Annotated in this window: 24 protein-coding genes and 1 pseudogene; 11 read left to right on the top strand and 14 right to left on the bottom strand. The window is 73.0% G+C overall.

Going from position 1 to position 25177, the window contains the following annotated elements; genetic code table 11:
- Nucleotides 1–56: 56 nt before the first annotated feature.
- Nucleotides 57–1100, bottom strand: a complete 1044-nt coding sequence (locus tag QQM67_RS11140; RefSeq protein WP_314173532.1) for an NUDIX hydrolase — start codon at nt 1098–1100, stop codon at nt 57–59.
- Between the two features lie 254 nt (nt 1101–1354).
- Complete coding sequence (locus QQM67_RS11135; RefSeq protein WP_314173531.1) at nt 1355–1942, bottom strand: TIGR03086 family metal-binding protein; 588 nt, start codon at nt 1940–1942, stop codon at nt 1355–1357.
- A 76-nt stretch (nt 1943–2018) separates the two neighbouring features.
- On the opposite strand from QQM67_RS11135, the gene QQM67_RS11130 reads away from it, so the two are divergent.
- Complete coding sequence (locus QQM67_RS11130) at nt 2019–2939, top strand: helix-turn-helix domain-containing protein (RefSeq protein ID WP_314173530.1); 921 nt, start codon at nt 2019–2021, stop codon at nt 2937–2939.
- 120 nt (nt 2940–3059) lie between these two features.
- On the opposite strand, the gene QQM67_RS11125 is transcribed toward QQM67_RS11130, so the two are convergent.
- Nucleotides 3060–3995: an ROK family protein gene (locus QQM67_RS11125; RefSeq protein WP_314173529.1), complete on the bottom strand. Its 936-nt coding sequence runs from the start codon at nt 3993–3995 to the stop codon at nt 3060–3062.
- 157 nt (nt 3996–4152) lie between these two features.
- On the opposite strand from QQM67_RS11125, the gene QQM67_RS11120 reads away from it, so the two are divergent.
- Nucleotides 4153–5202, top strand: a complete 1050-nt coding sequence (locus QQM67_RS11120) for a substrate-binding domain-containing protein (protein WP_399066179.1) — start codon at nt 4153–4155, stop codon at nt 5200–5202.
- 205 nt (nt 5203–5407) lie between these two features.
- On the opposite strand, the gene QQM67_RS11115 is transcribed toward QQM67_RS11120, so the two are convergent.
- The 5 genes and pseudogenes from QQM67_RS11115 to QQM67_RS11095 form a co-directional block, all read right to left on the bottom strand.
- Nucleotides 5408–7387, bottom strand: a complete 1980-nt coding sequence (locus QQM67_RS11115) for a protein kinase domain-containing protein (protein ID WP_399066176.1) — start codon at nt 7385–7387, stop codon at nt 5408–5410.
- A gap of 101 nt (nt 7388–7488) precedes the next feature.
- Nucleotides 7489–8793, bottom strand: a complete 1305-nt coding sequence (locus QQM67_RS11110) for a DUF6986 family protein (RefSeq protein WP_314173528.1) — start codon at nt 8791–8793, stop codon at nt 7489–7491.
- A 221-nt stretch (nt 8794–9014) separates the two neighbouring features.
- Nucleotides 9015–9977: an electron transfer flavoprotein subunit alpha/FixB family protein gene (locus QQM67_RS11105; RefSeq protein WP_314173527.1), complete on the bottom strand. Its 963-nt coding sequence runs from the start codon at nt 9975–9977 to the stop codon at nt 9015–9017.
- 65 nt (nt 9978–10042) lie between these two features.
- Nucleotides 10043–10828 carry an electron transfer flavoprotein subunit beta/FixA family protein gene (locus tag QQM67_RS11100; RefSeq protein ID WP_314173526.1) on the bottom strand — a complete coding sequence of 262 codons (786 nt, stop codon included), beginning with the start codon at nt 10826–10828 and terminating at the stop codon, nt 10043–10045.
- 342 nt (nt 10829–11170) lie between these two features.
- A pseudogene (locus tag QQM67_RS11095) lies at nt 11171–11581 on the bottom strand (thioredoxin family protein); the annotation flags it as partial.
- A gap of 154 nt (nt 11582–11735) precedes the next feature.
- Here QQM67_RS11095 and QQM67_RS11090 point away from each other — a divergent pair.
- Nucleotides 11736–12455, top strand: a complete 720-nt coding sequence (locus QQM67_RS11090) for a lysophospholipid acyltransferase family protein (RefSeq protein ID WP_314173525.1) — start codon at nt 11736–11738, stop codon at nt 12453–12455.
- Between the two features lie 64 nt (nt 12456–12519).
- Here the strand turns inward: QQM67_RS11090 and QQM67_RS11085 are convergent, their stop codons facing one another.
- From QQM67_RS11085 to QQM67_RS11070, 4 genes are all read right to left on the bottom strand, one after another.
- Complete coding sequence (locus tag QQM67_RS11085; RefSeq protein ID WP_314173524.1) at nt 12520–13599, bottom strand: threonine aldolase family protein; 1080 nt, start codon at nt 13597–13599, stop codon at nt 12520–12522.
- Nucleotides 13578–14357, bottom strand: coding sequence for an SDR family NAD(P)-dependent oxidoreductase (locus tag QQM67_RS11080; protein ID WP_314173770.1), 780 nt, complete (start codon nt 14355–14357; stop codon nt 13578–13580). Before QQM67_RS11080 ends, QQM67_RS11085 begins: the two co-directional genes overlap by 22 nt.
- A gap of 59 nt (nt 14358–14416) precedes the next feature.
- Complete coding sequence (locus QQM67_RS11075) at nt 14417–15811, bottom strand: DUF6421 family protein (RefSeq protein WP_314173523.1); 1395 nt, start codon at nt 15809–15811, stop codon at nt 14417–14419.
- A gap of 81 nt (nt 15812–15892) precedes the next feature.
- Nucleotides 15893–16909 (bottom strand): alpha/beta hydrolase, encoded by a 1017-nt coding sequence (locus QQM67_RS11070; protein WP_314173522.1) that lies wholly within the window; start codon nt 16907–16909, stop codon nt 15893–15895.
- 219 nt (nt 16910–17128) lie between these two features.
- On the opposite strand from QQM67_RS11070, the gene QQM67_RS11065 reads away from it, so the two are divergent.
- A complete protein-coding gene (locus tag QQM67_RS11065; protein ID WP_314173521.1) occupies nt 17129–17812 on the top strand; it encodes a glycerophosphodiester phosphodiesterase in 684 nt (227 codons plus the stop codon).
- On the opposite strand, the gene QQM67_RS11060 is transcribed toward QQM67_RS11065, so the two are convergent.
- On the bottom strand, nt 17784–18341 hold the full coding sequence (locus QQM67_RS11060) for a GNAT family N-acetyltransferase (RefSeq protein ID WP_314173520.1): 558 nt from the start codon (nt 18339–18341) through the stop codon (nt 17784–17786). The two genes, QQM67_RS11065 and QQM67_RS11060, sit on opposite strands and share 29 nt — an antisense overlap.
- A gap of 45 nt (nt 18342–18386) precedes the next feature.
- Here QQM67_RS11060 and QQM67_RS11055 point away from each other — a divergent pair, with 45 nt between their 5' ends.
- From QQM67_RS11055 to QQM67_RS11040, 4 genes are all read left to right on the top strand, one after another.
- A complete protein-coding gene (locus QQM67_RS11055) occupies nt 18387–18779 on the top strand; it encodes a VOC family protein (protein ID WP_314173519.1) in 393 nt (130 codons plus the stop codon).
- A gap of 201 nt (nt 18780–18980) precedes the next feature.
- Nucleotides 18981–19691: a DUF5134 domain-containing protein gene (locus QQM67_RS11050; RefSeq protein ID WP_314173518.1), complete on the top strand. Its 711-nt coding sequence runs from the start codon at nt 18981–18983 to the stop codon at nt 19689–19691.
- Nucleotides 19692–19808: 117 nt separating this feature from the next.
- The gene (locus QQM67_RS11045) at nt 19809–20753 is read left to right on the top strand and encodes a M56 family metallopeptidase (RefSeq protein ID WP_314173517.1); all 945 of its coding nucleotides are present in this window, start codon (nt 19809–19811) and stop codon (nt 20751–20753) included.
- 33 nt (nt 20754–20786) lie between these two features.
- Entirely contained in the window at nt 20787–21509 is a 723-nt protein-coding gene (locus QQM67_RS11040; RefSeq protein WP_314173516.1) for a phosphatase PAP2 family protein, read from the top strand.
- 22 nt (nt 21510–21531) lie between these two features.
- Here the strand turns inward: QQM67_RS11040 and QQM67_RS11035 are convergent, their stop codons facing one another.
- Nucleotides 21532–22041, bottom strand: a complete 510-nt coding sequence (locus QQM67_RS11035; protein WP_314173515.1) for a hypothetical protein — start codon at nt 22039–22041, stop codon at nt 21532–21534.
- 372 nt (nt 22042–22413) lie between these two features.
- Between QQM67_RS11035 and QQM67_RS11030 the strand changes: the two genes are divergently transcribed.
- The 3 genes from QQM67_RS11030 to QQM67_RS11020 all read left to right on the top strand — a co-directional run bounded on the left by QQM67_RS11030 (nt 22414) and on the right by QQM67_RS11020 (nt 25177).
- Nucleotides 22414–23166 carry a TetR/AcrR family transcriptional regulator gene (locus QQM67_RS11030; RefSeq protein WP_314173514.1) on the top strand — a complete coding sequence of 251 codons (753 nt, stop codon included), beginning with the start codon at nt 22414–22416 and terminating at the stop codon, nt 23164–23166.
- 168 nt (nt 23167–23334) lie between these two features.
- Nucleotides 23335–24441 carry a WD40/YVTN/BNR-like repeat-containing protein gene (locus tag QQM67_RS11025; protein WP_314173513.1) on the top strand — a complete coding sequence of 369 codons (1107 nt, stop codon included), beginning with the start codon at nt 23335–23337 and terminating at the stop codon, nt 24439–24441.
- Nucleotides 24442–24499: 58 nt separating this feature from the next.
- Nucleotides 24500–25177, top strand: a complete 678-nt coding sequence (locus QQM67_RS11020) for a uracil-DNA glycosylase (protein ID WP_314173512.1) — start codon at nt 24500–24502, stop codon at nt 25175–25177.

Here is a 25177-nt window from a genome sequence, read left to right as displayed (position 1 = left end):
GCACGTGCAGGCGGCCGTCGCCGGCGGCCGCCTGCGGGCGGCGCCCCGCGCCGCACCTACGCGGCGTCGCGTCCGCCGTGGTCGCCCACGGGGACGCCCGCCTCCAGATAGAGGGGGTGCCCCGTCTCGCGGGCGCGCAGCGCGCCGCGCAGCCTCTCCATGCGTACGGGCGGCAGGAGTTCGGCCGCCTCGTGCTCGGTGACGAAGCGCCAGCCGCGCAGCTCCGCACCCGGCAGCAGCATCCGGTCGGCCTCGGCCGCGTCGAGGAGTCCGCCGTCGAAGAGGAGGCGGATGCCTCCGTACCCGGGAGGACGGGGCGGCTCCCAGTCCGTGACCAGCAGCCGCGGGTCCGCCGTCAGCCGCAGGCCGAGTTCCTCGGCGACCTCCCGTACTCCCGCGCGCGCCGGGGCCTCGCCGGGTTCGACGACGCCGCCGGGGAACTCCCAGCCCGGCTTGTAGGTCGGGTCGACGAGCAGCACCCTGTCCTGTTCGTCGAAGAGCAGGACGCCCGCGGCGACGGTCTCGGCGGTCGGCTCGGGCGTCTGCACGATCTCCAGGGTTCCGGCGCCCTCGCGCAGGGCCCCGGCCACCTCCTCCGCGGTCTGCCGCGGGGTCAGCCCGGCGGTGTGCACGGTGTGGGCGTCCGCGGTCAGCCAGCCCAGCGCGGCCCGGTAGGCGGGCAGCTGCCCGCGGCACCAACTGCGGTCCGGCCGGCCGTCGTTGTCCACGGACTGATCGATACGCGTCCGAAGGATCGTTTCCTCCACGTGGAGGAGCACATGGCGTACGGGTATCCGGCGGGCGGCCAGCGCGCCGAATATCTCGTCACGGTACTCCTGCCGCAGCAGCGTCATCGGAACGATCAGCGGCCCCGGCACCTCGGTGAGCAGCGCCGCGGCGGTGTCGGCCACGAGGCGCCGCCAGGACGGGAGTTGCTGGTAGTCGTCGACCTGGGCGAGGCGTTCCTTGGGGAGCATGCATCTCAGCCCGGTGGCGATCAGCTCCGGGTCGCACAGGGTGCTTCCCGGTATCAACTCCAGGAGTTCGTGCGCCGCGGTGGTCTTGCCCGCGCCGAAGGCGCCGTTGAGCCACACGATCACGTCGGTTCCCCCTCTGCCGTCGCCCCCCGTTTCACGCTGCCCGCTCAACCCTGCCACGGAAACGCGCGGGGGCGGCGCCGTCGCAAAACCCCGGCGCAGGCGCCGGATTTCACCACGTCCCGCACGGCGCGGCCACACCGTACGGGCCCGCGGGCACCCGTGGAGGCACGGCGGCGGAGGCGAAAGGGGTGATCGAGGGAGCGGATGGGCTCGGGGCAGAGGGGATCGAGGAGTCGACGGCCAGGGTCGAGTGGTCAGGCCGTCACAGGCGGGCGCCACCCCGGGTCACGGCCGCTGAGGGCGAGCAGCTCGTCCAGGTCGGAGGCGTCCTGCGGAACCGGGAAGGGTTCCCCGAAGACGCCCATCTTCCGTCCCGTCGGGGCGAGTTCCTTCCAGCCTTCGAGCAGCACCGGGAAGCTCGGCTCGTACGGTGTGAAGTCCTGGCCGGTGGCACGGGCGAGGTCCCACGCGTGCACGGTCAGATCGCCCAGCACCATGCCGCCCACGGTGCGCTGCGGCAGCCCCATGCCCTGCGAGTGGCCCTCCAGCGCTCCCGGTGCCGACCAGGCCTCGACGAGGCGCGCGGTCTCCGTGTCGAAGCGCGCCCGCCAGCCGTCCCCCCAGTCGCCCACGTAGTCCGGGGTGGTGGTGAAGTCCGCGGTGGCCTTCGCGGCGAGGGCCTGGAAGCTCACCACCACATGGAAGAGGTGGTTGAGCAGGGCTCTTACGTCGTACTCGCTGCACGGTGTCGGCTCGGACAGCTGCGCGTCCCGCACGCCGCGGATGACGGGGCGGGCATGGCGGGCGGCGCCGTCCAGGAGCCGGGAGATCTCATTCGTCATGTCCGGAACGCTATGGCCGCCACGGGTGCCCCGGCTTGAAGAAACGCGACACCCGCACCGGCATAGGATCGCCGCCATGGCAGGTGAGAGCGCCGGGCGCGGAGAGCACGGCGAGTGGGGCCCGGGGCATGGCCAGGACCCCCGTGACGCCGCGGACCGTTACGGCCCCGACGTGCCCCGCCGTGACACCAGGGGCATCGTCGACGCCGCCGAGCTCTTCTCCCGTGTGCGCTTCCGGCGCCGCGCGTCGGCCGCGCCGCTGCGCCCGTACGTCGAGCACTACTGGCTGATCGACTGGGACCTGGAGCAGCCCTATCTCTCGCAGGTCGTGCCGCACCCGTCGGTGAACGTCGTCTTCCAGCGCCGCGACTCAGGGCCGCCCGGCGGCGAGGTCGCGGGCGTGGGCCTCGGTCTGTTCTCGATCACGCTGGAGGGCACGGGCCGGGTGTGCGGCGTCCAGTTCCGTCCCGGCGGGTTCCGGCCGTTCCTCGCCCGCCGGGGACGCGGGACCGTGGCGGGGCTCACGGGCCGCCGGCTCCCGCTGGACGCGGTCTTCCCGGCGACCGGCGGCGTCCCGGGCGAGGTGCTCTCGCCGGACGAGGAGGACGCGCGGGTCGAGGCGCTGGACGCCTTCCTGCTCGGCCTGGGCCCCGAGCCGGACCCCGCCGCCGGGCACGCGATGGAGCTGGCACACCTCGTACGGACCGACCGCGGCATCACGCGGGTCGAGCAACTCGCCCGCCGCGAGGGGGTGTCGGTCCGGTCGCTCCAGCGGCTCTTCGCCTCCTGCGTGGGCGTGAGCCCCAAGTGGGTCATCCTGCGCTACCGCATCCACGAGGCGCTGGAGCAGGCCGCGGGGGACCCCGGCATCGACTGGGCACGGCTGGCCGGCGAGCTCGGCTACAGCGATCAGGCGCACCTCGTACGGGACTTCACGTCCACGGTCGGACTCCCGCCCACGGAGTACGCACGCGCCGTCGCGGTGCCCGGCGCATAGGCACGGCCCGCGGGGAGCCGGAGCGCCGTCTCGTCGGGCGTGCGGGCACAGTTCCCGCGTTGTGACGGTCCCGCAGCACCGCGCACGGGCGCGTACCCGTGAGCCCGGGGTTGCGTCTCCTCAGCGCTCGCCCAGGTCGCGGCAGGCCGCGGCCGCCCCGATGAGGCCCGCGTCGGTGCCCATCTGCGCCGGTGCGATCTCCAGCCCCTTCACGAACGACAGCGTCGCGTACTCCCCCAACGCCCGCCGCAGCGGCGCGAAGAGCACCTCCCCCGCCTTCGCGACTCCCCCGCCGACGACGGCTATCTCCACCTCGACGAGCGTGGCCGTCGCGGCGATGCCGGCGGCCAGCGCGCGGGCCGCCCGCTCGAACGACGCGGCGGCAACGGGGTCGCCGGCCCGAGCCGCCGCCGCGACCGCCGCCGCGGAGGCGTCGCCGTCCGGGCCCGGCCGCCAGCCCCGGTCCAGGGCGCGGCGGGCGATGTTGGGACCGCTTGCGATGCGCTCGACGCAGCCGCGTCCGCCGCAGGGGCAGCTGTCGCCGTCCAGGTCGACGCTGATGTGACCGATGTGGCCCGCGTTGCCGCTGGGGCCCGGGTGAAGTTCGCCGCCGAGGACGAGGCCGCCGCCGACGCCCGTGGAGACCACCATGCACAGCGCGTCCGTACGCCCGCGCGCGGCTCCCTGCCAGTGCTCGGCCGCCGCCATCGCGACGCCGTCGCCGACGAGGGTCACCGGCAGTCCGCCCGTACGCTCGCGGACACCCCGCACCACCGGATACTCGCGCCAGCCGGGGATGTTGACGGGAGATACGGTGCCGGCCTTGGCGTCCACCGGGCCCGCGCTGCCGATGCCCACCGTGCGGGCGTCTGGCCAGAGCGGCGACTCTGTCAGCTCGTCGACGACCTCGTACAGCGCGGACATGACCTGCTCGCCGTCGCCACCGGGAGGCGTCGGGCGCTGCGCCCGTACGAGCAGCTCGCCACCGCTGTCCACCAGCGCGCCCGCGATCTTGGTGCCGCCGATGTCGAGGGCCGCGACGAGGTCCGTGTGCATGGGTGATGTACTCCCGGGGAGGGGGCCGGAGACCCGCCCCCGGACGGGAACGGTCGAGGGATCAGTCTGGCGTTTTCTGACAACGTTGTCCAGACTGCTGTGCGAGACAGCTATGCTGCTCGCTGCCGCTCCACGCCACGAGGGGGATCCGAGAGCCGTGCCCGACACCGCACGTTCCGCCGCCGTCCGCACGTCCGGGGCCCGCTACGGCACCCGGCCCACCATGAAGGACGTCGCCGCCCGCGCCGGCGTCGGACTCAAGACCGTCTCCAGAGTGGTCAACGGCGAGGCCGGGGTCTCCCCCGACACCGAGCGCCGGGTACAGGAGTCGATCACCGCTCTGGGATTCCGCCGCAACGACAGCGCGCGCATCCTCCGCAAGGGGCGCACCGCCAGCATCGGGCTCGTACTGGAAGACCTCGCCGACCCCTTCTACGCGCCGCTGAGCCGCGCCGTGGAGGAGGTCGCCCGCGCTCACGGCGCCCTGCTCATCAACGGCTCCAGCGCCGAGGACCCCGGACGCGAACAGGAACTGGTCCTCGCGCTGTGCGCCCGCCGCGTGGACGGCCTCGTCATCGTCCCGGCCAGCGACGACCACCGCTATCTGGAGCCCGAGATAGCCGCAGGGGTCGCCACCGTCTTCGTCGACCGGCCCCCGGGGAAGATCGAGGCGGACCAGGTGCTCGTCGACAGCTTCGCCGGCGCCCGCGAGGGCGTCGCCCACCTCATCGCGCACGGACACCGGCGCATCGGCTTCATCGGCGACCTGCCCCGCATCCACACCGCGCACGAACGCATCCGGGGCTACGAGGCGGCGATGGCCGATGCGGGCCTTCCGGTGCACGCGAGCTGGCTCGCGCCCGGCGCGACGGACCCCGAGCGCGTACGGGCGGACGCCGAGCGCATGCTGGGCGGCCCCGAACCCGTCACCGCCGTCTTCGCGGGCAACAACCGTGTGACGGTCACGCTGGTGCGGGTGCTGGCCGAACTGGAGCGGCCCGTGGCGCTCGTCGGCTTCGACGACTTCGAACTCGCCGACATGCTCTCGCCGCCGGTGACCGTCGTCGCGCAGGACCCGGCCCAACTGGGGCGCACCGCGGCCGGCCTGCTCTTCCGGCGGCTGGAGGGCGCGCACGACCCGCCGCGCCTGACGACGCATCCCACCCGGCTCATCGCCCGGGGCTCGGGCGAACTGCCGCCCGCCTGACGGCCGTTGGCGGACGGCTGCTCACGGCCGCCGCCGGACGGGACTGCCGCCGGGAGCCCGGCCGCCGAACGCGGTGACGGCCACCGGGAGTCCGGCCGTCACCGCGGCGACAGGTCCCGCGCCCGCAGGTCCCGCGCCCGCACGAGCGGGCTTTCGCCGTCCGCGTCCTCGGCTCCGCCGCGCCGTACGGCTACACGCCGTACGCCTAGCAGACCGGAAGTCCCGGCACCGGCTGGTCGTTGTCGCCGCCCTTGATGTAGACGTCGCTGACGAACACGCCCTTGTTGCCGCTGTCGTCGTCGGTCTTCGCCCACCAGACGTTCGTCCAGCGGCCGGACGTCTCGCGGTGGGAGAGCTTGGCCTGGCAGAAGAAGTAGTTGGTCCCGGCGTTGAGTTGGCCGACCGGCTTGTGCGCGGCGTCGTAGGACGTCGCCGTCTTCCACACGGTGCAGTCGAACTTTCCGCCGCCGCTGGGGTGGCAGACCGGCTCCGGGGGCGGCGCGCCGCCCCCGCCGGTGCCGCCCGTGCTGCCGCCGTCCCCTCCGCCGGACGAGCCGTCCGTACCGCCGGAGTCCGCGCCGCCCGTGGACTCGCCCGAGCCGCCTCCGCCGTCCTTTCCGCTTTCGTCGCCCTTGACGTCGTCGGAGCCGCCCGCCGCGGCGCCGGGCTCGCCGTCCGCGCTCTCGTGGCCGCGCGGTGTCCGGCCCTCGCTCTCCGGCACGCTGCTGCCGCCCTTGCCCTTCTGCTCCCCGGCGCCCGCGGACCTGCCCTCGCCGGAACCTCCGCCCGCTCGGGCGGAGTCGTCGGCCGGGCCGGACATCACGGCGTACGTCGCGCCGGCACCGGCCAGCACGACCGCGGCCGCCGCGGCGGCGATGACGGCGCGGCGGCGCCCGCCCGCACGCTCCCCGCGCGTGCGGACCGTGTGCCTGTCGGTGTCGTCGTCGAGACCGCCGGAGGGAGCGCCGGACGCGGGCGGCACCCCCAGTCCGGGCACGGGTGGGGCCGCCGGCGCCTGTCCCGGCGGCGCGCCGAACGAGGGCTGAGGGATCTGGTGTTGAGGGAGCCCGGCACCGCCGGGAGCGGCCCCCGCGGGCGGCTGCGGCCCGAACTGCCCCTGCGCCGCGGCGCCTTGGGCAGCTCCGGCCCCGGCGGCCTGCCCCGGCCCGGAACCCGCCTGTCCCGCTCCTTGGCCTTGTCCCTGGCCCGGCCCGTCGCCCTGACCCTGGCCCGGCCCCGCTCCCGGCTCCACCTTCCCGAGCCGCATCGTCTCGGAGGGGCCCGAGGGAGCGGCCGTGCCGTTCGCGACGGCCTCCAGCAGCGCCGTGGCACGCTCCGCGTCGGCCCGCTTGTCCGGGTCCTTCTCCATGAGCTCGGCCAGTACGGGGGCGAGCGGCCCGGCGCGCAGCGGCTCGGGGAGCGGCTCGACGACGATCGCGTTGAGCGTGGACCACGTCGAGGTGCGGCGGAAGGGCACGGCACCCTCGACCGCGGCGTAGAGCGTCGCCCCCAGCGCCCATACGTCGCACGCGGCGCGCGGTGCCTCGCCCCGCGCCCGCTCCGGCGCCAAGTAGTCGAGGGAGCCCACCAGTTCGCCGCTCCCCGTCAGCTGCGTACTGGAGCCGTCGTCCGGGTCCTCCACGGCGGCGATGCCGAAGTCGGTGAGCACGACACGGTCGGAGCCGTTCTCCAGCAGCACGTTGCCGGGCTTGACGTCGCGGTGCAGCACCCCGGCGCGGTGGGCCGCGGCGAGGGCGTCCATCACCTTCGCGCCGATGGCTGCCGCCTCCTGCGGCTCCACCGTGCCGCGCTCGCGCAGCACGTCGTCGAGCGAGGGGCCCTCGATCAGTTCCATCACGATGACGGGCCGGCCCTCGTGCTGGGCGACGTCGTGGACGGAGACGACTCCCGCGTGCCGCACGCGTGCCGCGGCCCTCGCCTCGCGCTGCATGCGGGTGCGCAGATCGTCCAGTTCGCCGCTGCCCGCGTCGGTGAAGGTCCGCAGTTCCTTGACCGCGACCTCCCTGCCGAGCACTTCGTCGACGGCGCGCCAGACCACGCCCATGCCGCCGCGGCCGAGGCGGCCCGTCACCCGGTACCGGCCCGCGAGGATCCGGCCCACCTCCGCCGGCCCGGTGTTGTCTCTTCCGCCGCCCTCCGGCGGCTGCTCCCCCGGTGTCCGCACTACCCGTCCCCTTTGCCGCGTTAGTCGCGCGCCGACGTGCCGCGAGGCGATCGCCCCGGACCGGTCGTCCCGGACCCATCGTCGCGTACCGAAGGGCCAGACTACGGGCCCGAGTCGACTTCCGCCTCCGCCGTACGACCGGCGAGACCGTCGAGCTCCGCCCGCGTCAGCCCGGAGTGCCGGGCGACCTCGCCGGCCGAGAGCGCACCGCAATCGAGGCCGCGCAGCAGGTAGTTGCTGAGCGCGCGGGCCGTGGCGGGCTCGTCCATCACCGCGGCGTCACCGCCGGCGTTGCCGGTGTAGGCGGCCAGCCGCGCCGCCGCGCGCTCCATGCCCTCGCGGTAGAAGGCGTAGACGGCGGCGTAGCGCGTGGGCAGATGGCCGGGGTGCATGTCCCAGCCCTGGTAGTAGGCGCGGCCCAACGACCGCCGTACGAGGGCGTGATGGTGCCGCCATGCGTCGTGCACCTGCTCCCTCGTGCCGGTCGGGACGATGTTCGTCGAACCGTCGGAGAGACGCACGCCCGTCCCCGCCGCGGCGGTCTGCATCACGGCCTTGGCATGGTCGGCGGCGGGGTGGTCCATGGCCTGGTGGGCGGCGCTCACACCGCACGCGGCGCTGTAGTCGAAAGTGCCGTAGTGCAGCGAGGTGGCGCGGCCGCCGGCGGCGTCGATCATGAGGGCGACGGTGGCCCGTCCGTCCGCGCCGAGGACGGACTGGGTGGTCTCGATCTGGATCTCGAAGCCGATGCGCCCGGAGGGCAGGCCGCGGGCCTTCTCGAACTCCCCGCACAGCCGGGCCATCGCCGCGACCTGCTCGGGGTGGCTGACCTTGGGGAGGGTGAGCACGAGCCCGCCGGGCAGACCGCCGGCGTCCATCAGGCCCGTGAGGAAGATGTCGAGGGTGCGGATCCCGCGGTCGCGCACACCGGCCTCCATGCACTTCATGCGGATGCCCATGTACGGGGGTGCGCCGGGCTCCTCGCAGGCGGCGGCGACCAGCCGGGCCGCGCGGGCCGCCGCGGTGTCCTCCTCGGCGTCGGGGCGCAGGCCGTAGCCGTCCTCGAAGTCGATGCGCAGGTCCTCGACGGGCTCGCGCTCCAGCTTCGCCCGCACGCGGTCGTAGACAGGGTCCGCGAGCTGCGACGGCAGTCCGAGCACCGTGGCGAACGAGGCGGCGTCCGGGGCGTGTTCGTCGAGCAGTTCCCGTGCCTGCTCGCCCCAGGCGCGTACGGTCCCGGGCGAGACGGCGTCCGCCGGTACGTAGACGGTGTGCACGGGCTGGCGGGTGGCGCGCTCGCCCGGGTAGCGGCGGGCCAGTTCGCGGTCGACGGGGGCGAGCCGGGCGGCGATCTCCGCGCTCACGCTCTCCGCCAGGCTCGTGGCCACCGCGCGGTCCTCGGACACACCGGCCTCCTCTTCCGTCAAGCGGAATCAACAATTCGTTGAATGAAGTCCGAAGCTATCCGCGGCTGTCACGGGAGGTCAACCACACGGAGTGCCTGCGACGACGGCCGTACGGCGCCGGACTCGGTGCGGCGGCGGACCGACGCGCGCCGCCCCCGCACGCGTCGGCGTACGGGGGCGGGGCGCTGAGGCCGGGAGCGGGCCGGAACGGCTCGGGGTGCTCAGCCCTTGCGGGTCTTGACCTCTTCGGTCAGCTTCGGCACGACCTCGAAGAGGTCGCCGACGATGCCGTAGTCGACGAGGTCGAAGATCGGGGCCTCGGCGTCCTTGTTGATGGCCACGATCGTCTTGGACGTCTGCATGCCCGCCCGGTGCTGGATCGCGCCGGAGATGCCGGTGGCGATGTACAGCTGGGGGGAGACGCTCTTGCCGGTCTGCCCGACCTGGTTGGAGTGCGGGTACCAGCCGGCGTCGACGGCGGCCCGGGAGGCGCCGACGGCCGCACCGAGCGAGTCGGCCAGCTCCTCGATGATGTGGAAGTTCTCGGCGCCGTTGACGCCCCGGCCGCCGGAGACCACGATCGCGGCCTCGGTCAGCTCCGGGCGCCCGCTCGACTCGCGGGGCGTGCGGGAGACGATCCGGGTGCCGGTCGCCTTCTCACCGAAGGAGACGGACAGCTGCTCGACCGCGCCCGCGGCCGGAGCCGCCTCCGGCGAGGTGGAGTTGGGCTTGACGGTGATGACCGGAGTGCCCTTGCTGACACGGGACTTGGTGGTGAAGGCGGCGGCGAAGACGGACTGCGTGGCCACCGGCCCCTCGTCACCGGCCTCCAGGTCGACGGCGTCGGTGATGATGCCGGAGCCGATGCGCACCGCGAGGCGGGCGGCGATCTCCTTGCCCTCCGCGGAGGACGGGACGAGCACGGCGGACGGCGAGACCGCGTCGTACGCGGCCTGGAGCGCGTCGACCTTCGGCACGACGAGGTAGTCGGCGAACTCGCCGGCCTCGGCGGCCAGTACCTTCACGGCGCCGTACTCGCCGAGGGTCTTCGCGGCCTCGTCGGCGCCGGGGCCGAGGTGCACGGCGACGGGGTCGCCGATGCGGCGGGCCAGGGTGAGCAGTTCGAGGGTCGGCTTGCGGACGGCACCGTCCACGTGGTCGACGTAGACAAGGACTTCAGACATGGGGTTGCTCCTGCGGGAAGGTGGGGCGGGTCAGCGTGCGGTCGGCGGCGTCGCTCGGTCGGGCCTCAGATGAACTTCTGGCCCGCGAGGTACTCGGCGAGCTGCTTGCCGCCCTCGCCCTCGTCCTTGACGACGGTGCCCGCGGTGCGCGCGGGGCGGGGGGTGGCGTCGTCGACCTTGGTCCAGGCGCCCTCAAGTCCGACCTCGTCCGCCTCGATGTCCAGGTCGTCCAGGTCCAGGGACTCAACGGGCTTCTTCTTGGCCGCCATGATGCCCTTGAAGGACGGGTAACGCGCCTCCCCGGACTGGTCGGTGACGGAGACGACGGCCGGCAGCGAGGCTTCGAGCTGTTCGGTCGCGGTGTCGCCGTCGCGCCGCCCGCTGACCTTGCCGTCGGCGACGGAGACCTCGGAGAGCAGCGTCACCTGCGGCACGCCCAGGCGCTCGGCGAGGATCGCCGGCAGCACGCCCATGGTGCCGTCGGTGGAGGCCATGCCGCAGACGACCAGGTCGTATCCGGTCTTCTCGATGGCCTTGGCCAGCACGGCCGAGGTGCCCAGCACGTCCGTACCGTGCAGGTCGTCGTCCTCGACGTGTACGGCCTTGTCGGCACCCATGGACAGCGCCTTGCGCAGCGCGTCCTTCGCGTCGTCGGGGCCGACGGTGAGCACGGTGATCTCCGCGTCGTCGGCCTCCTCGGAGATCTGGAGGGCCTGCTCAACCGCGTACTCGTCCAGCTCCGAGAGCAGGCCGTCCACGGACTCGCGGTCGGTGGTCAGGTCCTCGGCGAAGTGCCGGTCGCCGGTGGCGTCGGGCACGTACTTCACACAGACAACGATCCTCAAGCTCACGCCGGCTCTCCTACTGCTTGTCCTACGGTCCGGTCCGTCGCTGAACCAGCACCCTGTTCTCGATATTACTCGCCAGTACACACAGCGCGTACCCGGTTCTCAAGCCCGCGAACTGTGACCTTGCCAACCCCCGGGCCCGCCGGAGCACGGGCCCAACTCAATCACGGCGGCCGCACGGCGGCGCGATCGGTGACCGCGCTGTCACCGTGCCGAGGCGGTGCGGAAGGGTCAAGGTGGGGCCGCCGGATGCGACATCTCTCACGGCGCGCCGGGGCCGCCTTCTTCTCCCGGCTTCTCCTGCTCGCCGTCCACGGAGCGGGCGCGGTCGCCCTCCTCCGCCGCCACCGCGGCGCCCAGCGCCGCGATCACGTCCGCCGTGCGGGGCTGCCCGTAGGCGCGGCTCACCTCGCGGCCGTCGGCGTCCAGGACGAGCACTGCCGGGGTGCGCACGATCCCCGACTCCCGTACGAGCGCGAGGTGTTGCTCGGCGTCGACCTCGGCGTGCCGCACGCCCGGCACCATCGCGCTCACCTCGCGCAGGACGCGCCTCGTCGCGCGGCACGGCTGGCAGAAGGCGCTGGAGAAGTGCACGAGGGTCGCCCGGCGGCCGAGGGCGCCGGGTCCGAGCGCCGCGGCGTCGAACTGCGCTCCCCCGTCGCCGTACCGCTGGTTCACTCCGCTCTCCTCGCCTTGCGTGTCCGTTTCCGCCTCCGCGCCGTCCGCAGTGTGCAGCGCGCGCCGCGTCCGCCGCATTCCGGCCGCCGGGCGGGCATCGGCACGGTCGCGGGTGTGGCCTTCGGAAGGCCGATGAGGAACCATCGGCGGCGGACGGAAGTTACGCATCCGTAGGTACGGCTGCGCACCTGGCGGGACTCTCCCTCCCAGGCATACAGGAAGGCCTCCCGACATGCCGGAACTCGTCTATCCGCCCGTGATCGCCACGGCACGCGCCTGGTTCAGGGCGCTGGATCTGCGCTTCGACATCCAGGGCACCGAGCACGTGCCGCGACGGGGCGGAGCCGTGCTGGTGAGCAACCACATCAGCTATCTGGACTTCGTCTTCGCCGGTCTCGCCGCGCTGCCGTCGAAGCGGCTGGTGCGCTTCATGGCCAAGGAGTCGGTCTTCCGGCACAAGGTCTCCGGGCCGCTGATGCGCGCGATGAAGCACATACCCGTCGACCGGTCGCAGGGTGAGGACGCCTACAAGCACGCGCTGAGGGCGCTCGATTCGGGCGAGGTCGTCGGCGTCTTCCCCGAGGCGACCATCTCCCGCTCCTTCACGCTCAAGGACTTCAAGTCCGGAGCGGCCCGGCTCGCGCAGGAGGCGCGGGTACCGCTGGTGCCGGTCGCCCTGTGGGGCACGCAGCGGCTGTGGACCAAGGGCCACAAGCGGAACTTCAAGCGCAACCACTTCCCCGTCGGCATCCGCGTCGGGGAACCCCTGCACGCCGGGGCCGGTGAGCAGCCGGCGGGCCTGACCTCGCGCGTGCGCGAGCGCGTACAGGAGCTGCTGGAGGCGGCGCAGCGCGCCTACCCGGGCGCCCCGGACGGGCCGCACGACTCGTGGTGGCTGCCGGCCCACATGGGCGGCACCGCGCCGACGGCGGCCGAGGCGAAGTCGATGTAGCCGTTTCCGGGCCGGAGTCGGGCCCGGGGGCCTGGGACCGGGACCGGACGCACCCGGCGCCGGGTCAGCGGCCCATCTCCTCGCGGAGCGCCGCGACGAAGCCGTCGACGTCCTCCTCGCTGGTGTCGAACGAGCACATCCAGCGCACGTGGCCCGCGGCCTCGTCCCAGAAGTAGAAGCGGTAGCGCTTCTGGAGTCGCTCGCTGACCTCGTTCGGCAGCCGCGCGAAGACGGCGTTGGCCTGGACGGGATAGAGGATCTCGACCCCGTCGACGTCCTTGACGCCCTCCGCGAGCCGGCGGGCCATCGCGTTGGAGTGCCGGGCGTTGCGCAGCCACAGGTCGCCGGAGAGCAGGGCGTCCCACTGCGCGGATATGAAACGCATCTTGGACGCGAGCTGCATGGACAGCTTGCGCAGGTGCTTCATGGCCCGTACGGATCCGGGGTCGAGGACGACGACGCACTCGCCGAAGAGCATGCCGTTCTTGGTGCCGCCGAGGGAGATCACGTCGACGCCCGCAGCGTTGGTGAAGGCGCGCATGGGACGGTCGAGCGCCGCCGCCGCGTTGGCGATGCGGGCACCGTCGAGGTGGACCTTCATGCCGCGTTCGTGGGCGTGGTCGCAGATGGCCCGGATCTCCTCCACCGTGTAGAGGGTGCCGAGTTCGGTGCTCTGCGTGAGGGAGACGACCTGCGGCATCGCGCGGTGCTCGTCGTCCCAGCCGTGCGCCTCGCGGTCGATGAGCTCGGGAGTGAGCTTGCCGTCCTCGGTGGGCACGGTCAGCAGCTTCAGGCCGCCGACGCGCTCCGGGGCGCCGCACTCGTCGACGTTGATGTGGGCGCTCTCCGCGCAGATCACCGCGCCCCAGCGGTCGGTGAGCGCCTGGAGCGAGACCACGTTGGCGCCCGTGCCGTTGAAGACCGGATAGGCCTCGGCGCGGTTGCCGAAGTGGCTGCGGACGGTCTGCTGGAGGTGGGCGGTGTACTCGTCGGCGCCGTACGCGGGCTGGTGGCCTCCGTTGGCGAGGGCGAGCGCCGCCAGGATCTCCGGGTGCGCGCCGGCGTAGTTGTCGCTGGCGAATCCGCGGATCCCGGGGTCGTGGCGGCGCTTCGCGTCGGTGGTCAGGGCTTCGGGGTCAGCCACAGGCGTTTTCCGTTCACTTCCTCGGTGGGCTTGCTCCACGTCCCGGCGATGGTGTCGGCCAGATCCTTGACGTCGGTGAAGCCCGCGAACTTCGCCTTGGGGCGGTCGGCCCGCATCTGGTCGCTCACCAGTGCCTTGACGACCAGGATCGCAGCCGCCGCGGGCGGCCCCTCCTCGCCCCCCGCCTTCCGGAACGAGTCGCCGAGGGCCAGCGTCCACGCCTCGGCCGCCGCCTTGGACGCGGAGTAGGCGGCGTTGCCCGCCGTGGGGCTGCTCGCACCGGCGGCGCTGACCAGGAGGTAGCGGCCGTTTCCGCTGCGCGCCAGCGGCGCCTCGAAGGCGAGCGAGGTGTGCTGCACCGTGCGGATCAGCAGATCGTGCAGCGTGTCCCAGTGGGCGAGGTCGGTCTCGGCGAAGGTCGCGGAGCCCCGCCAGCCGCCCACGAGGTGCACCAGCCCGTGGACCTTCCCGAACTCCTTCTCCGTACGGGACGCCCACTCGCGTGTCGCCGCCAGATCGAGCAGGTCGACGGTCTCCCCCGTGACGCTCGCGCCGCCGTGGGCGAAGCGTGCGGCGTCGACCGCCGTCGCGAGGCGTTCCACGTCGGCGTCGGCCGCGACGACCGTGGCCCCCTCCTCGGCGAGCCGGAGCAGCGACGCCGCGCCCGCGGGCCCCGCCGCTCCGGCGACGGCGATGACGGACCCTTCGAGGCTCCCCTTGCCGTCGCCCCGGTATCCGCGTGCCGTCGTGTTGCCCATGCCTGCCGCCTCCTGGTCCTCCGCGCCCGCCGGTTCGCCGTGCCGCCCGCCCTGTGTGCTCAAGCGGCGGCCCGTACCGGGGGCTCCGCCGTGATGCCCTTGGTCGATGCGACCACGGAACGGAGCTTCTTCGCGAGTGCCTCGTAGAACATGCTCAGCGGAAACTCGTCCGGAAGCACCTCGTCCACGAGCTTGCGCGGCGGCAGGGTGAGGTCGAGCGCGTCCGGCCCCTTGGCCCAGGTGGAGCCCGGGTGCGGCGCGAGGTAGGTGGAGACCAGCTCGTAGGCCTTGAACCAGTGGACGAGCTTGGGCCGGTCGATGCCCGCGCGGTAGAGCGTCTCGATCTCCTCGCGCAGCCGCACCGTCACCTGGCGGGCCTGGTCCCAGTCGATGGCGAGCTTGTTGTCGGTCCAGCGCAGGGCACCGTGCTGGTGGAGGTAGGCGAAGAGGAGCTGGCCGCCCAGCCCGTCGTAGTTGCGGTTGCGCTCGCCGGTGACGGGGAAGCGGAAGAGGCGGTCCAGGAGCACGGCGAACTGCACGTCGCGGCCCTGCGGGTAGCCCTCGGCCTCCAGGCGCACGCCCTCGTGGAACGCGGTGAGGTCGCAGCGCAGCTCCTCGAGCCCGTACATCCAGAACGGCTGCCTCTGTTTGATCATGAACGGGTCGAAGGGCAGATCGCCGTGGCTGTGCGTGCGGTCGTGGATCATGTCCCAGAGCACGAACGTCTGCTGGCAGCGCCCCTGGTCGGTGACCAGACCGCGGGCGTACTCGGGCAGTTCGAGGCTGGTGACGTCGCAGGCGGCGTCCACGACGCGGCGGAAGCGCGCGGCCTCGCGGTCGCAGAAGATGCCGCCCCAGGAGAAGCGGGAGGGGGCCTCGCGCACGGCGACGGTCTCCGGGAAGAGGACGGCGGAGTTGGTGTCGTAGCCGGTGGTGAAGTCCTCGAAGGTGATGCCGCAGAAGAGCGGGTTGTCGTAGCGGGTGCGCTCCAGCTCGGCCAGCCAGTCGGGCCAGACCATGCGCACCACGAGGGCTTCGAGGTTGCGGTCGGGATTGCCGTTCTGCGTGTACATCGGGAAGACGACAAGGTGCTGGAGGCCGTCCTGCCGGTTCTGCGCGGGCTGGAAGGCGAGGAGGGAGTCGAGGAAGTCGGGGACGCCGAATCCGCCGCCGGACCAGCGGCGCAGGTCCGCGATCAGCGCCTCGTGGTAGGCGGCGTCGTGCGGAAGCAGAGCCGTCAGGTCCCGTACGGAGTTGCAGATCTGCTCCAGGTCGGATTCGACGGCGGCGCGGGACGGCGCGCCCTCCGCCCCGAAGTCGATCGAGCCGTCCTTCGACTGTGCGGGACGGATCGCCTCGACGGCGTCCTTCAGCACGGCCCATGCCGGGTGTTCGACCACGCGCTCTGCGGAACCCCCGGCGTCCACGGCCTTGGACGAAAGCATTTCCGTCATGACTACCCCTCCACAGAAGAACCTGGCGTCATGGAAACGGTAGCCGGGGGTGGTCGCCCTCTCAAGTGGAGAGGCAGGAAATTATCCGCTCGAACCCCCACTGTGACCGTCGATCTTCCTGTCAGAGGCGGTTGCGGCGATGACTTTGCCCAGTCCGGCCATGGCCTCCGACGCGTCCGGAAGCAGCTCGCCGACGTTGAGGAAGCCGTGGAACATCCCCGGGAAGTGGGCCTCGGTCACCGCGACCCCGGCCTCGCGCAGCTTCGCCGCGTACGCGCGTCCCTCGTCGCACAGCGGGTCGCAGCCCGCGGTGATCACATGCGCGGGCGGCAGCCCGGACAGATCCGCCCGCAGCGGGGCCGCGTAGTGGTGCGTCAGGTCGGCGCCGGGGCCGAAGTACTGCGCGCCGAACCAGTGCATGGCCGTCTCAGTGAGGAAGTAGCCGTCCGCGTTGACGCGGCGGGACTCCGTCTCGGCCATGGGGTCGGTCGAGGGGTAGATCAGCGACTGGTGCGCGATCCGCGGGCCGCCGCGCTCGCGCGCCATCAGCGTGCACACCGCGGCGAGGTTGCCGCCGGCGCTGTCGCCCGCGACCAGCAGGGCGTCCGGGTCCCCGCCGAGCGCGGCGATGTTCTCCGCGGCCCAGCACACCGCGGCGTAGGCGTCGTCCGCGGGCTCGGGGAAGCGGGCCTCCGGTGCGAGCCGGTAGTCGACGGAGACGACGACGGCACCGGACGCGCGGCACATGGCACGTGCCGTCGCGTCGTGCGTCTCCAGATTGCCGAGCACCCAGCCGCCCCCGTGGAAGAAGACCACCGTGGGCGCGCGCCCGGGGGCGGGCTCCTCCTCGTACGGGCGGTATATCCGCACCGGCAGCGCGGGCGCACCCTCCGGCCCCGGTATCAGCCGGTCCGTGACCTCGCGCACGGCCGGTTCCCGCGGCGGCTCCGGCATCGAGACGGCGAGGATGCGGCGGGCCTCGGCGGCGTCGTGGACGGTGGCGCCGACGTCGGGGAAGACGGCGGTCATGGCCTCCATCAGCTCGCGGGCGCCGGGGGCGAGACGTTCGGGTCCGGGGGACGGGGTGGTGCCGCTCACGTTGCTGCTCCTTCGTCGCGTGTGTGCGTTCCGTCTGCTGTGCGTCCTGCTCGTGTACGGGCGGCTCGTGTACAGCTGGTTCGTGTGCGGCCCGTCCGCGTACGGCCGGTGGGCCCGCGTTCATCCGGCGCGGGGCGGGGCCGGGCGTACCGGACGGCTAGTCTGTCCGCCGCGCACGGCACTCCGTGCGCCGTGACCACAGGGAAGAGAGAGGGCGCCGTGTCTCTGCTCATCGTCGGCCACCGGGGGTTGATGGGCGTCGAGCCCGAGAACACCCTGCGATCCTTCGTGCGCGCCGAGCGCGAAGGTCTCGACGTCATCGAACTGGACCTGCACCTGAGCAAGGACGGCGAGCTGGTGGTGATGCACGACGGCGACGTCTCGCGCACCACGGACGGTTCGGGCGCCATCGGCGACTTCACGCTGGCGGAGCTTCGCGAACTCGACGCCGGCGAGGGCGAGCGCATCCCCGTGTTCGGGGAGGTGGTCGACGCCGTGGACTCACCGCTCCAGGCCGAGATCAAGGACCGGGCCGCGGCGCGGGTACTGGCCGGGGTGATCTCCGAACGCGGCCTGCACGACCGCGTCACCGTCATCTCCTTCCACGACGAGGCGCTGCGCGAGGTCCGCGAGCACCTCCCGGAGATGCCGCTGGTGCTGGTCACCGGCCGCTCGACCCCCACGGCGCCCGAACGCGCCCGCGAGCTGGGCGCGTTCATGGTCTCGTGCGAGTTCCGGTGGCTGGAGGCGGAGACGGTGGAGCGCTGCCACGCCCACGGCATCCAGGTCATCACCTGGACCGTGAACACCGGCGAGGAGCTGGCCCGCGTGCGCGAGCTCGGCCTCGACGGCCTGGTGACCGATATGCCTGAGATCAAGAGGGCGGCCCGCCGAGCGTCTTGACCAGCAGCTCGAAGGCAAGGTCCTCACGCTGGGGGATGCCGAACCGCTCGTCGCCGTACGGGAAGGGCGTGAGCTTGCCGGTGCGGGTGTAGCCGCGGCGCTCGTACCAGGCGATCAGGTCCTCGCGCTGCCGGATCACCGTCATGTGCATCTCGCGCGAGCCCCACTCGGCGGCGACCGTGCGCTCGGCCTCCGCCAGGACCGCCTTCCCCAGCCCGGCGCCCTGGAGTTCGGGACGGACGGCGAACATCCCGAAGTAGGCCGCCTCGCCGCGCCTCTCCAGCTGGCAGCAGGCCACGAGGCTGCCCGCCCGCTCGACGGCGAGCATGATGCTGCCGGAACCGGCGACGACCGCGCCCACGCCCTCGGGGTCGGTGCGCTGGCCTTCCAGCAGGTCGGCCTCGGTGGTCCACCCGGCGCGGCTGGAGTCGCCGCGGTAGGCCGACTCCAGGAGTGCCACAAGAGCGTCGATGTCGTCGTGTGCGGCGATGCGGAAGGTCGGCTCGCCGGTCTCCTTGACGTTCTCCATGGTGAGCGACCTTAATACCGCGCCGCCGGAATAGGGTCGGCCGTCATGGTGCACGTACTGAGCAGCCGCATACTGCTGCGGCCGACCGATCCCGAACGCACCCGCGACTTCTACGGGCGGACTCTGGGGCTCGCGGTACACCGCGAGTTCGGAACGGGCCCGGATCGCGGCACCGTCTACTTCCTCGGCGGCGGCTTCCTGGAGGTCTCCGGACGCTCCGGCTCCCCGCCCGCGCCCGGCCTCCAGCTGTGGCTCCAGGTGCGGGACGTACACGCGGCGCAGCGCGAACTGGACGCGGCCGGGGCCGAGATCGTGCGGGATCCCGTACGGGAGCCGTGGGGGCTGATCGAGATGTGGATCGCCGATCCGGACGGTGTGCGCATCTGCGTCGTCGAGGTTCCCGAGGATCATCCGCTGCGCTACCGGCCGGGGATCTGACGGGAGTCGCGGAGAGTTCACGAGGGGTTCGGGGCGCTCGCCGGGGCGCTCGCGGGGGCAGTGGCGGGGCGGCGCCGTCCGGCGCGGGTCCGGCCGGATCCGGGCCGTTCCCGAGTGCTCCCCCATTGCGCCCGTGCGCTCCCGTGTGAAGGCCCCCTGCGGGCAGCCTCTCCCAGAGGGGGGCGAGCGGGGAGGTCGGTGATGCACGGCTCAGCGACGGTCGGCTGGCTGCTGACCGTACTGTGCGCGCTCGTCGCCGGTGTGTGCCTGCTGCGTGCGGGGCGAGCCGGGGGGATGCGGCGGCGCACCGCCAGGAGCGAGGCCCTGATGGGCCTGGGGATGGCGGCGATGGCGCTGCCCGGCGGCGCATCGGCGGCACCGGCCGCCCCGCTCGTGTTTCTGGTGCTGTTCGGAGCCGTGGCGGTGCGGGAGCTGGCGCTCCTGCGGGAGACGCGGTGGCCGTCCGTACGGCGGCGGGGGTCGTGGCCGGGGCAGGAGGAGCACGTCCACCACCTTCACCACCTGGTGGGCGCCGCGGCCATGATCTATATGTCGCTGGCGATGGCGGCGTCCCACGGCGCCGGCACCGGCACCGGTACGGGCGGTCACGCTGCCGCGGGCTCGGCGGGCGCCGGGCTGCCGCTGCTGACGGGTGCGCTGCTCGTCTACTACGCCGTCTATGTGCTGCGTACGGGCATGTCACTGCTCCCGGCGCCCGCGTCCACGGGGGCGGCCCCCGGCGGGACGGGCACGGTCGGTTGCCGGACGGCCCGGGGCCCGGGCGCGGGGCCCGCCGGCGAGCCGCCCGCGGGATGGCCCGGCGACTGCGCCGTGCGCGACCTCCCCGGACTCGCGGCGGCCTGCCGAGTCGCCATGGCCACCGGCATGTTGGCGATGCTGCTGATGATGTGAGGCGCCCGGTGCTCTGAGTCCCCTGAAGCTCTGAGTCCTCTGGTGCTCTGAGGCGTCGGTCACTTCTGTACGGGGCGCCGTACCGTCCCGCAGCGCCAGGCTCATAGTCTGGCGCTCATGATGGTCCCGCTGGCGCTGCTCGTCCTCGCGGGGCTGGCCGCCGCGGTCGCCCCCCGGGTGCTCACCCGGTCGTCCTGGCCCGAACGCGAGCCGGTGCTCGGGCTGTTGGTGTGGCAGTGCGTCGTCGTCGCCGTACTCCTGTGCTGCGTGCTGGCCATGGCGTTCTCGGCCGCCGCCGCGTGGCAGGTCGTCCGGGGCCACGTCTTCGCCCCGGCGCCGAGCGGCGTCGAGGAGGCGTACGGGCTCGGGCTGGGCTCGTACGGGCCATGGGCGGGAGCCCTCGCGGTGCTGCTCGCCTGCGGCGGCGCCTGGACGGGCGCGATGCTGCTGCGCGAGGTGTACGAGGCGCGCGGGCGGCGCCGCAGGCGCCGTGCCGAACTGCGCGAGCGCGCCCCGCGGCTGCCCGGTGAGGAACCCGGGGACGGCGACCGCCTGGTGGTGCTGGAGGGAGAGAAGCCGGACGCCTGGTGGCTGCCCGGCGGCACGCCGCAGCTCGTCGTCACCACGGCCGCGCTGCGCAGGCTGAAGGGCCGCCGGCTGGACGCGCTGCTGGAGCACGAGCAGGGCCACGCACGCGCCCGGCACGACTGGCTGATGCACTGCTCCTCCGCGCTCGCGGCGGGCTTTCCCCGGGTGCCGGTCTTCGCCGCGTTCCGCGACCAGGTGCACACCCTGGTCGAGATGGCCGCCGACGACGTCGCCTCGAAGCGCTACGGACGCCTCACCACCGCGCTGGCGCTGGTCGAACTCAACGAGGACCGCGGGGTGTTCGGGCCCGCGCCGACCCCGCTGGCCCAAGTCCCCCACCGCGTCCACCGGCTGCTGTCCGCCGCTCCACGGCTCACCGTCTCGCGGCGGCTGCGGATGACGGCGGCAGCGGTGCTGGTGATGGCGGTGCCGCTCGTCGTGGCATTCGTCCCGGGTCTCTCAGCGCTGCGATAGCGGCGGACCCTCCGGCCGGGCGAGGATCGACCCATGCAGGTACCGACGCACGCCCCGCCGCCCCCACCGGCCCCGCCCGCGAACCGGCCGGCGCCCGCCGCACCGTGGCTGCGGACCGCGCTCACGCTGGGCATCCTCGGATTCACAGTCGTCGTGCTGGTCGCCGCGGACTGGCGGCCCCTGCTGGACGTCGACCGTTCCGTCGCGAATCGGCTGCACGCACGAGCGTTGGCGCACCCCGGCTGGACAGAGACCAACCGCGTCCTCACCGACTGGGTGTGGGACCCGGTGACCATGCGGCTCGTGCTCCTCGCGGCCGCGGTGTGGGTGTGGCTGCGCCGGGAGCGGCTGCTCGCCGTGTGGTGCGTGGCGACGGCCGCCGTCAGTACGGGAGTTCAGCAGGGGCTGAAGGCGCTGCTGGACCGCGAGCGCCCGCACTGGCGGCACCCCGTCGACTCGGCCCACTTCGCCGCCATGCCCTCGGGGCATGCCATGACGGCGGCCGTCGTGTCCGTACTCGTGGTGTGGCTCGTGCAACGCTCGGGCGCTGACAGGCCGTTGAGGGTGCTGGTGATCGTTGCGGCGTGCGTGTCGGTCGCGGGGGTGTGCCTGACGCGGGCCGCCCTCGGGGTGCACTGGCTCACGGACACGCTCGTCGGGGCGCTGCTGGGCGCCGCACTGGCGGCGGCGTCCGCCGGAACGTGGAACGCCGCGATGGAGAAGGGCAGTCGGCGGTCCGGGACGGCCACCGGCTGACGCCGCCGCTGGCGCGGCTCGCTCAGGGCGTGACGACGTCCGTCTGGATGGCGAGCTTGAACTGAGCGTGCATGAGCGGCGTGGCGATCTTCTTGTCGTCCTTGCCCCGCGCGGAGATCTTCAGCCCGAGCGGCACGTCGCGGTGCACGAAGAACTGCCACATGTACGACTTGTACTGGCCGCCGCCGGTCTCCGCCGCGTCCGTCGTCGCCGTCGAGTCGTAGCCGTCGCCGAGCGGATCCCGTACGAAGCGGGCGCGGTACTCGTGCGGATCGCCGTCCTTCTCCCAGTGGACCATCGCCGAGACGAAGCCCCAGCCGTCGTGACTGGGGTGGATGAGACCGGAGCGCGCGTCGGGGAACTGGGAGGTGTCGCCGTCGCGTTGGGCGGCGTGCATGTTCCAGGGGTCGTAGGACTCCTGCTCTCCGTAGGGGAAGCGGACGAGGTAGTAGCCGTCGTCGTCGTACTTCACGCGCTGCGAGCCGGAGGAGTGCTGTGCGTCCCAGATGAGCGAGACCACCGCTAACGGCATGGGCTCTCCTAGTAAGCCGCGGATACCGGAAGGTGCGAAGCAGGCAGGCGAAGATCGTGGCGCACGTGCCCGTCCCAAGCGTGTTCGTTCACTGATTCTATTGCTCGTACGGAGTTCAACAACGGTTCGCGCAGCGGCAGTTGAAGCGGCGCACGTCGCGGCCGGGATACGGGCGTGAACGGGGTGCACACAAGCCGAAGGCCCCTGCTCCTCCGTGCCGGAGCAGCAGGGGCCGCAGCAGACCGGTATTGGGCGATCCCCCGCGTCGCCCAATACCGGCGGCCGTGCCGGACGCGGGCCTGGTCGGGGCGGTGCGTCCGAAGTCGACACGAGTATATTGGCTCGGAGCCAGTCAACATAGGAGTTAACAGGATGTCCCCTCGGAGCGCCTCGGTCAACGAAGAGTTGCGCCGGCGTTCGCGCGAGCGGCTGCTCCAGGCGACGGTCGATCTGGTCGGCGAACGCGGCTTCGAGGCGACGACCTTGGGCGACATCGCGGACCGCGCAGGTTCGGCGCGGGGCCTCATCTCGTACTACTTCCCCGGGAAGCGACAGCTCTTCCAGTCCGCCGTGCACCGCCTGATGCACCTTACCCTCGAAGAGGCCCTGGGGCGCAGGCCGTTGCCTGAAGGCGCGGACGCGGGCAACGAGTCGCTGGCGCGGGCCATCGACGCGGTGCTGGGTCTCGCGGAGGACCGTCCAGTGCTGATGCGTGCGCATATGGCCGGAATCCTCCAGCAGGAGGGCTTCGTGCAGTGCCCCGAGCAGCAGCGGCTGGCGACGCTGCTGAGGGAGACCGTCGAGCGCTACGGATCGTCCGACCCGGACGTCGACTATCCGCTGCTGCGCGCGCTGTTGATGGGTGCCGTGGTCGCGGTGCTGCTTCCGGGCGCGCCGATGCCGATGGCGCGGCTGCGCGCCGAGCTCTTCGCGCGGTACGGGCTGGAGTGGGGGCTGGGCACCCCTCCCGAGGAGAGCCCGGAGGCTCCCGAGCGCGATGCAGCCGGGCGGCAGGCCGCCGAAGCCCGGCCCCCGGAGGCGTCGCAGCCCCGTCCCGAGCCGTACGAGGTGCTGCGCCAGACGCAGCCGTCCGCCGCCGGGCCGCACCGGCCCAGCGCGAACTGAGCCGCGGGCGCGCGGAGAGCCGCCGGACCGTCGCACCCGGCCAGGAACCCCGCACGCGCCGCTCTGACGTGCGGCGACGTACGCGGCGGCGCCATTGTCGGTGGCTGGGTGCAGACTGTGCCCACTTCAATCAGCCCGGACAAAGACGTCATGGAGGCGGGATCAGACATGTCAGACGTGCTCCTCGCGGTAGGCACCAGAAAAGGGCTCTTCCTCGCCCGGCGGCCGGTGGACGGACGGGCCGGGGGCTGGGAGTTCGACGGTCCGCACTTCAACGCCCAGGCGGTCTACTCGGTCGCCTTCGACACCAGGCGCGCTTCCGGCCCCCGCATCCTCGTCGGCGGCGACAGCGCGCACTGGGGGCCGTCGGTCTTCCACTCCGACGACCTCGGCGCGACGTGGACGGAGCCGCCGGAACCGGCCGTGAAGTTCCCGCAGGACACGGAGGCCTCGCTGGAGCGTGTGTGGCAGCTCCAGCCGGGCGGTGCGGACGAGCCGGACGTGGTGTGGGCGGGGACCGAGCCCGGCGCCCTGTTCCGCTCGGAGGACGGCGGCAGCAGCTTCGAGCTCGTGCGCGGGCTGTGGGACCACCCCACGCGGAAGGACTGGGTGCCCGGCGGTGGCGGCCTCGGCCTGCACACCATCCTGATCGACCCGAGGGACGCGCGCAGGGTGACCGTCGCCGTCTCCACGGGCGGCGCCTACCGCACCGCGGACGCCGGCAAGAGCTGGGAGCCGTGCAACCGAGGCGTGGAGGCGGTGTTCCTCCCGGAGAACATGCGCTTCCCGGAGTACGGGCAGTGCGTGCACAAGGTCGCGCGCGACGCCGAAGATCCGAAGCGGCTGTACCTCCAGAACCACTGGGGCGTCTACCGCAGCGACGACGACGGCTCGAACTGGACGTCCATCGGCGGGAGTCTCCCCTCCGACTTCGGCTTCCCCGTCGTCAGCCATCCGCGCCGCGGCGGCGTCGCCTACGTCTTCCCGCTCAACGCCGACTCCGACCGGGTCCCGGCGCAGCGCCGCTGCCGCGTCCACCGCACCGGCGACGCGGGCGCCAGCTGGGAGGAGCTCGGCGAGGGGCTGCCCGAGACGGCGCACTACGGGCCGGTGCTGCGCGACGCGATGTGCACCGACGGCGCGGACCCGGCGGGCATCTACTTCGGCAACCGCAACGGCGAGGTCTTCGCGAGCGCCGACGAGGGAGAGCACTGGCGGCAGCTGGCCGGACATCTGCCGGACGTACTGTGCGTGCGGGCGGCCGTGATCGGCTGATCGTCTGATGGGGCGTCAGTGAACGGGCGGTGTCACGGACCCAGTAGAGTAACCGCCCGTGGCTGCACGACCGTTGAACGAGATCGTCGAACCGGGCTGGGCGAAGGCGCTGGAGCCCGTCGCTGAACGGGTCGCCTCCATGGGCGAGTTCCTCCGCGCGGAGATCGCCGCCGGCAGAACCTACCTCCCCGCCGGGGAGAACGTGCTGCGCGCTTTCCAGCAGCCTTTCGACGAGGTGCGGGTCCTCATCGTCGGACAGGATCCGTATCCGACTCCCGGCCATGCCGTGGGGCTGTCGTTCTCGGTCGCGCCGGACGTGCGCCCGCTGCCGGGCAGCCTGGAGAACATCTTCCGGGAGTTGCAGTCCGATCTCGGCCTCCCGCGTCCGTCGAACGGCGATCTGACGCCCTGGACGCACCAGGGTGTGCTGCTGCTCAACAGGGCGCTGACGACGGCGCCGCGCCGTCCCGGAGCCCACCGGGGCAAGGGCTGGGAAGAGGTCACGGAGCAGGCGATCCGCGCGCTGGTCGCGCGGGAGCGGCCCATGGTCTCGGTGCTGTGGGGGCGGGACGCGCGCAACCTCCGGCCCCTGCTGGAGAGCAGGCCCGTCGTGGAGTCGTCTCACCCCTCGCCCATGTCGGCGGACCGCGGGTTCTTCGGCTCGCGACCCTTCAGCCGCGTCAACGACCTGCTCGCGCAGCAGGGAGCAGCCCCCGTGGACTGGCGGCTGCCGTGA

The organism is Streptomyces winkii (genome assembly GCF_032248595.1).
GTDB lineage: Bacteria > Actinomycetota > Actinomycetes > Streptomycetales > Streptomycetaceae > Streptomyces > Streptomyces winkii.
Note: the sequence above shows the minus strand (reverse complement) of the source record. Positions and strands in the feature narration are given on the sequence as shown.

What these genes read in the sequence shown, in the direction of transcription:
- QQM67_RS11135 (WP_314173531.1), bottom strand. Translation starts at nt 1,942, where the DNA reads ATGACGAATGAGATCTCCCGGCTCCTGGACGGCGCCGCCCGCCATGCC.
- QQM67_RS11130 (WP_314173530.1), top strand. Translation starts at nt 2,019, where the DNA reads ATGGCAGGTGAGAGCGCCGGGCGCGGAGAGCACGGCGAGTGGGGCCCG.
- QQM67_RS11125 (WP_314173529.1), bottom strand. Translation starts at nt 3,995, where the DNA reads ATGCACACGGACCTCGTCGCGGCCCTCGACATCGGCGGCACCAAGATC.
- QQM67_RS11105 (WP_314173527.1), bottom strand. Translation starts at nt 9,977, where the DNA reads ATGTCTGAAGTCCTTGTCTACGTCGACCACGTGGACGGTGCCGTCCGC.
- QQM67_RS11090 (WP_314173525.1), top strand. Translation starts at nt 11,736, where the DNA reads ATGCCGGAACTCGTCTATCCGCCCGTGATCGCCACGGCACGCGCCTGG.
- QQM67_RS11080 (WP_314173770.1), bottom strand. Translation starts at nt 14,357, where the DNA reads ATGGGCAACACGACGGCACGCGGATACCGGGGCGACGGCAAGGGGAGC.
- QQM67_RS11075 (WP_314173523.1), bottom strand. Translation starts at nt 15,811, where the DNA reads ATGACGGAAATGCTTTCGTCCAAGGCCGTGGACGCCGGGGGTTCCGCA.
- QQM67_RS11060 (WP_314173520.1), bottom strand. Translation starts at nt 18,341, where the DNA reads ATGGAGAACGTCAAGGAGACCGGCGAGCCGACCTTCCGCATCGCCGCA.
- QQM67_RS11055 (WP_314173519.1), top strand. Translation starts at nt 18,387, where the DNA reads ATGGTGCACGTACTGAGCAGCCGCATACTGCTGCGGCCGACCGATCCC.
- QQM67_RS11050 (WP_314173518.1), top strand. Translation starts at nt 18,981, where the DNA reads ATGCACGGCTCAGCGACGGTCGGCTGGCTGCTGACCGTACTGTGCGCG.
- QQM67_RS11045 (WP_314173517.1), top strand. Translation starts at nt 19,809, where the DNA reads ATGATGGTCCCGCTGGCGCTGCTCGTCCTCGCGGGGCTGGCCGCCGCG.
- QQM67_RS11040 (WP_314173516.1), top strand. Translation starts at nt 20,787, where the DNA reads ATGCAGGTACCGACGCACGCCCCGCCGCCCCCACCGGCCCCGCCCGCG.
- QQM67_RS11035 (WP_314173515.1), bottom strand. Translation starts at nt 22,041, where the DNA reads ATGCCGTTAGCGGTGGTCTCGCTCATCTGGGACGCACAGCACTCCTCC.
- QQM67_RS11030 (WP_314173514.1), top strand. Translation starts at nt 22,414, where the DNA reads ATGTCCCCTCGGAGCGCCTCGGTCAACGAAGAGTTGCGCCGGCGTTCG.
- QQM67_RS11025 (WP_314173513.1), top strand. Translation starts at nt 23,335, where the DNA reads ATGTCAGACGTGCTCCTCGCGGTAGGCACCAGAAAAGGGCTCTTCCTC.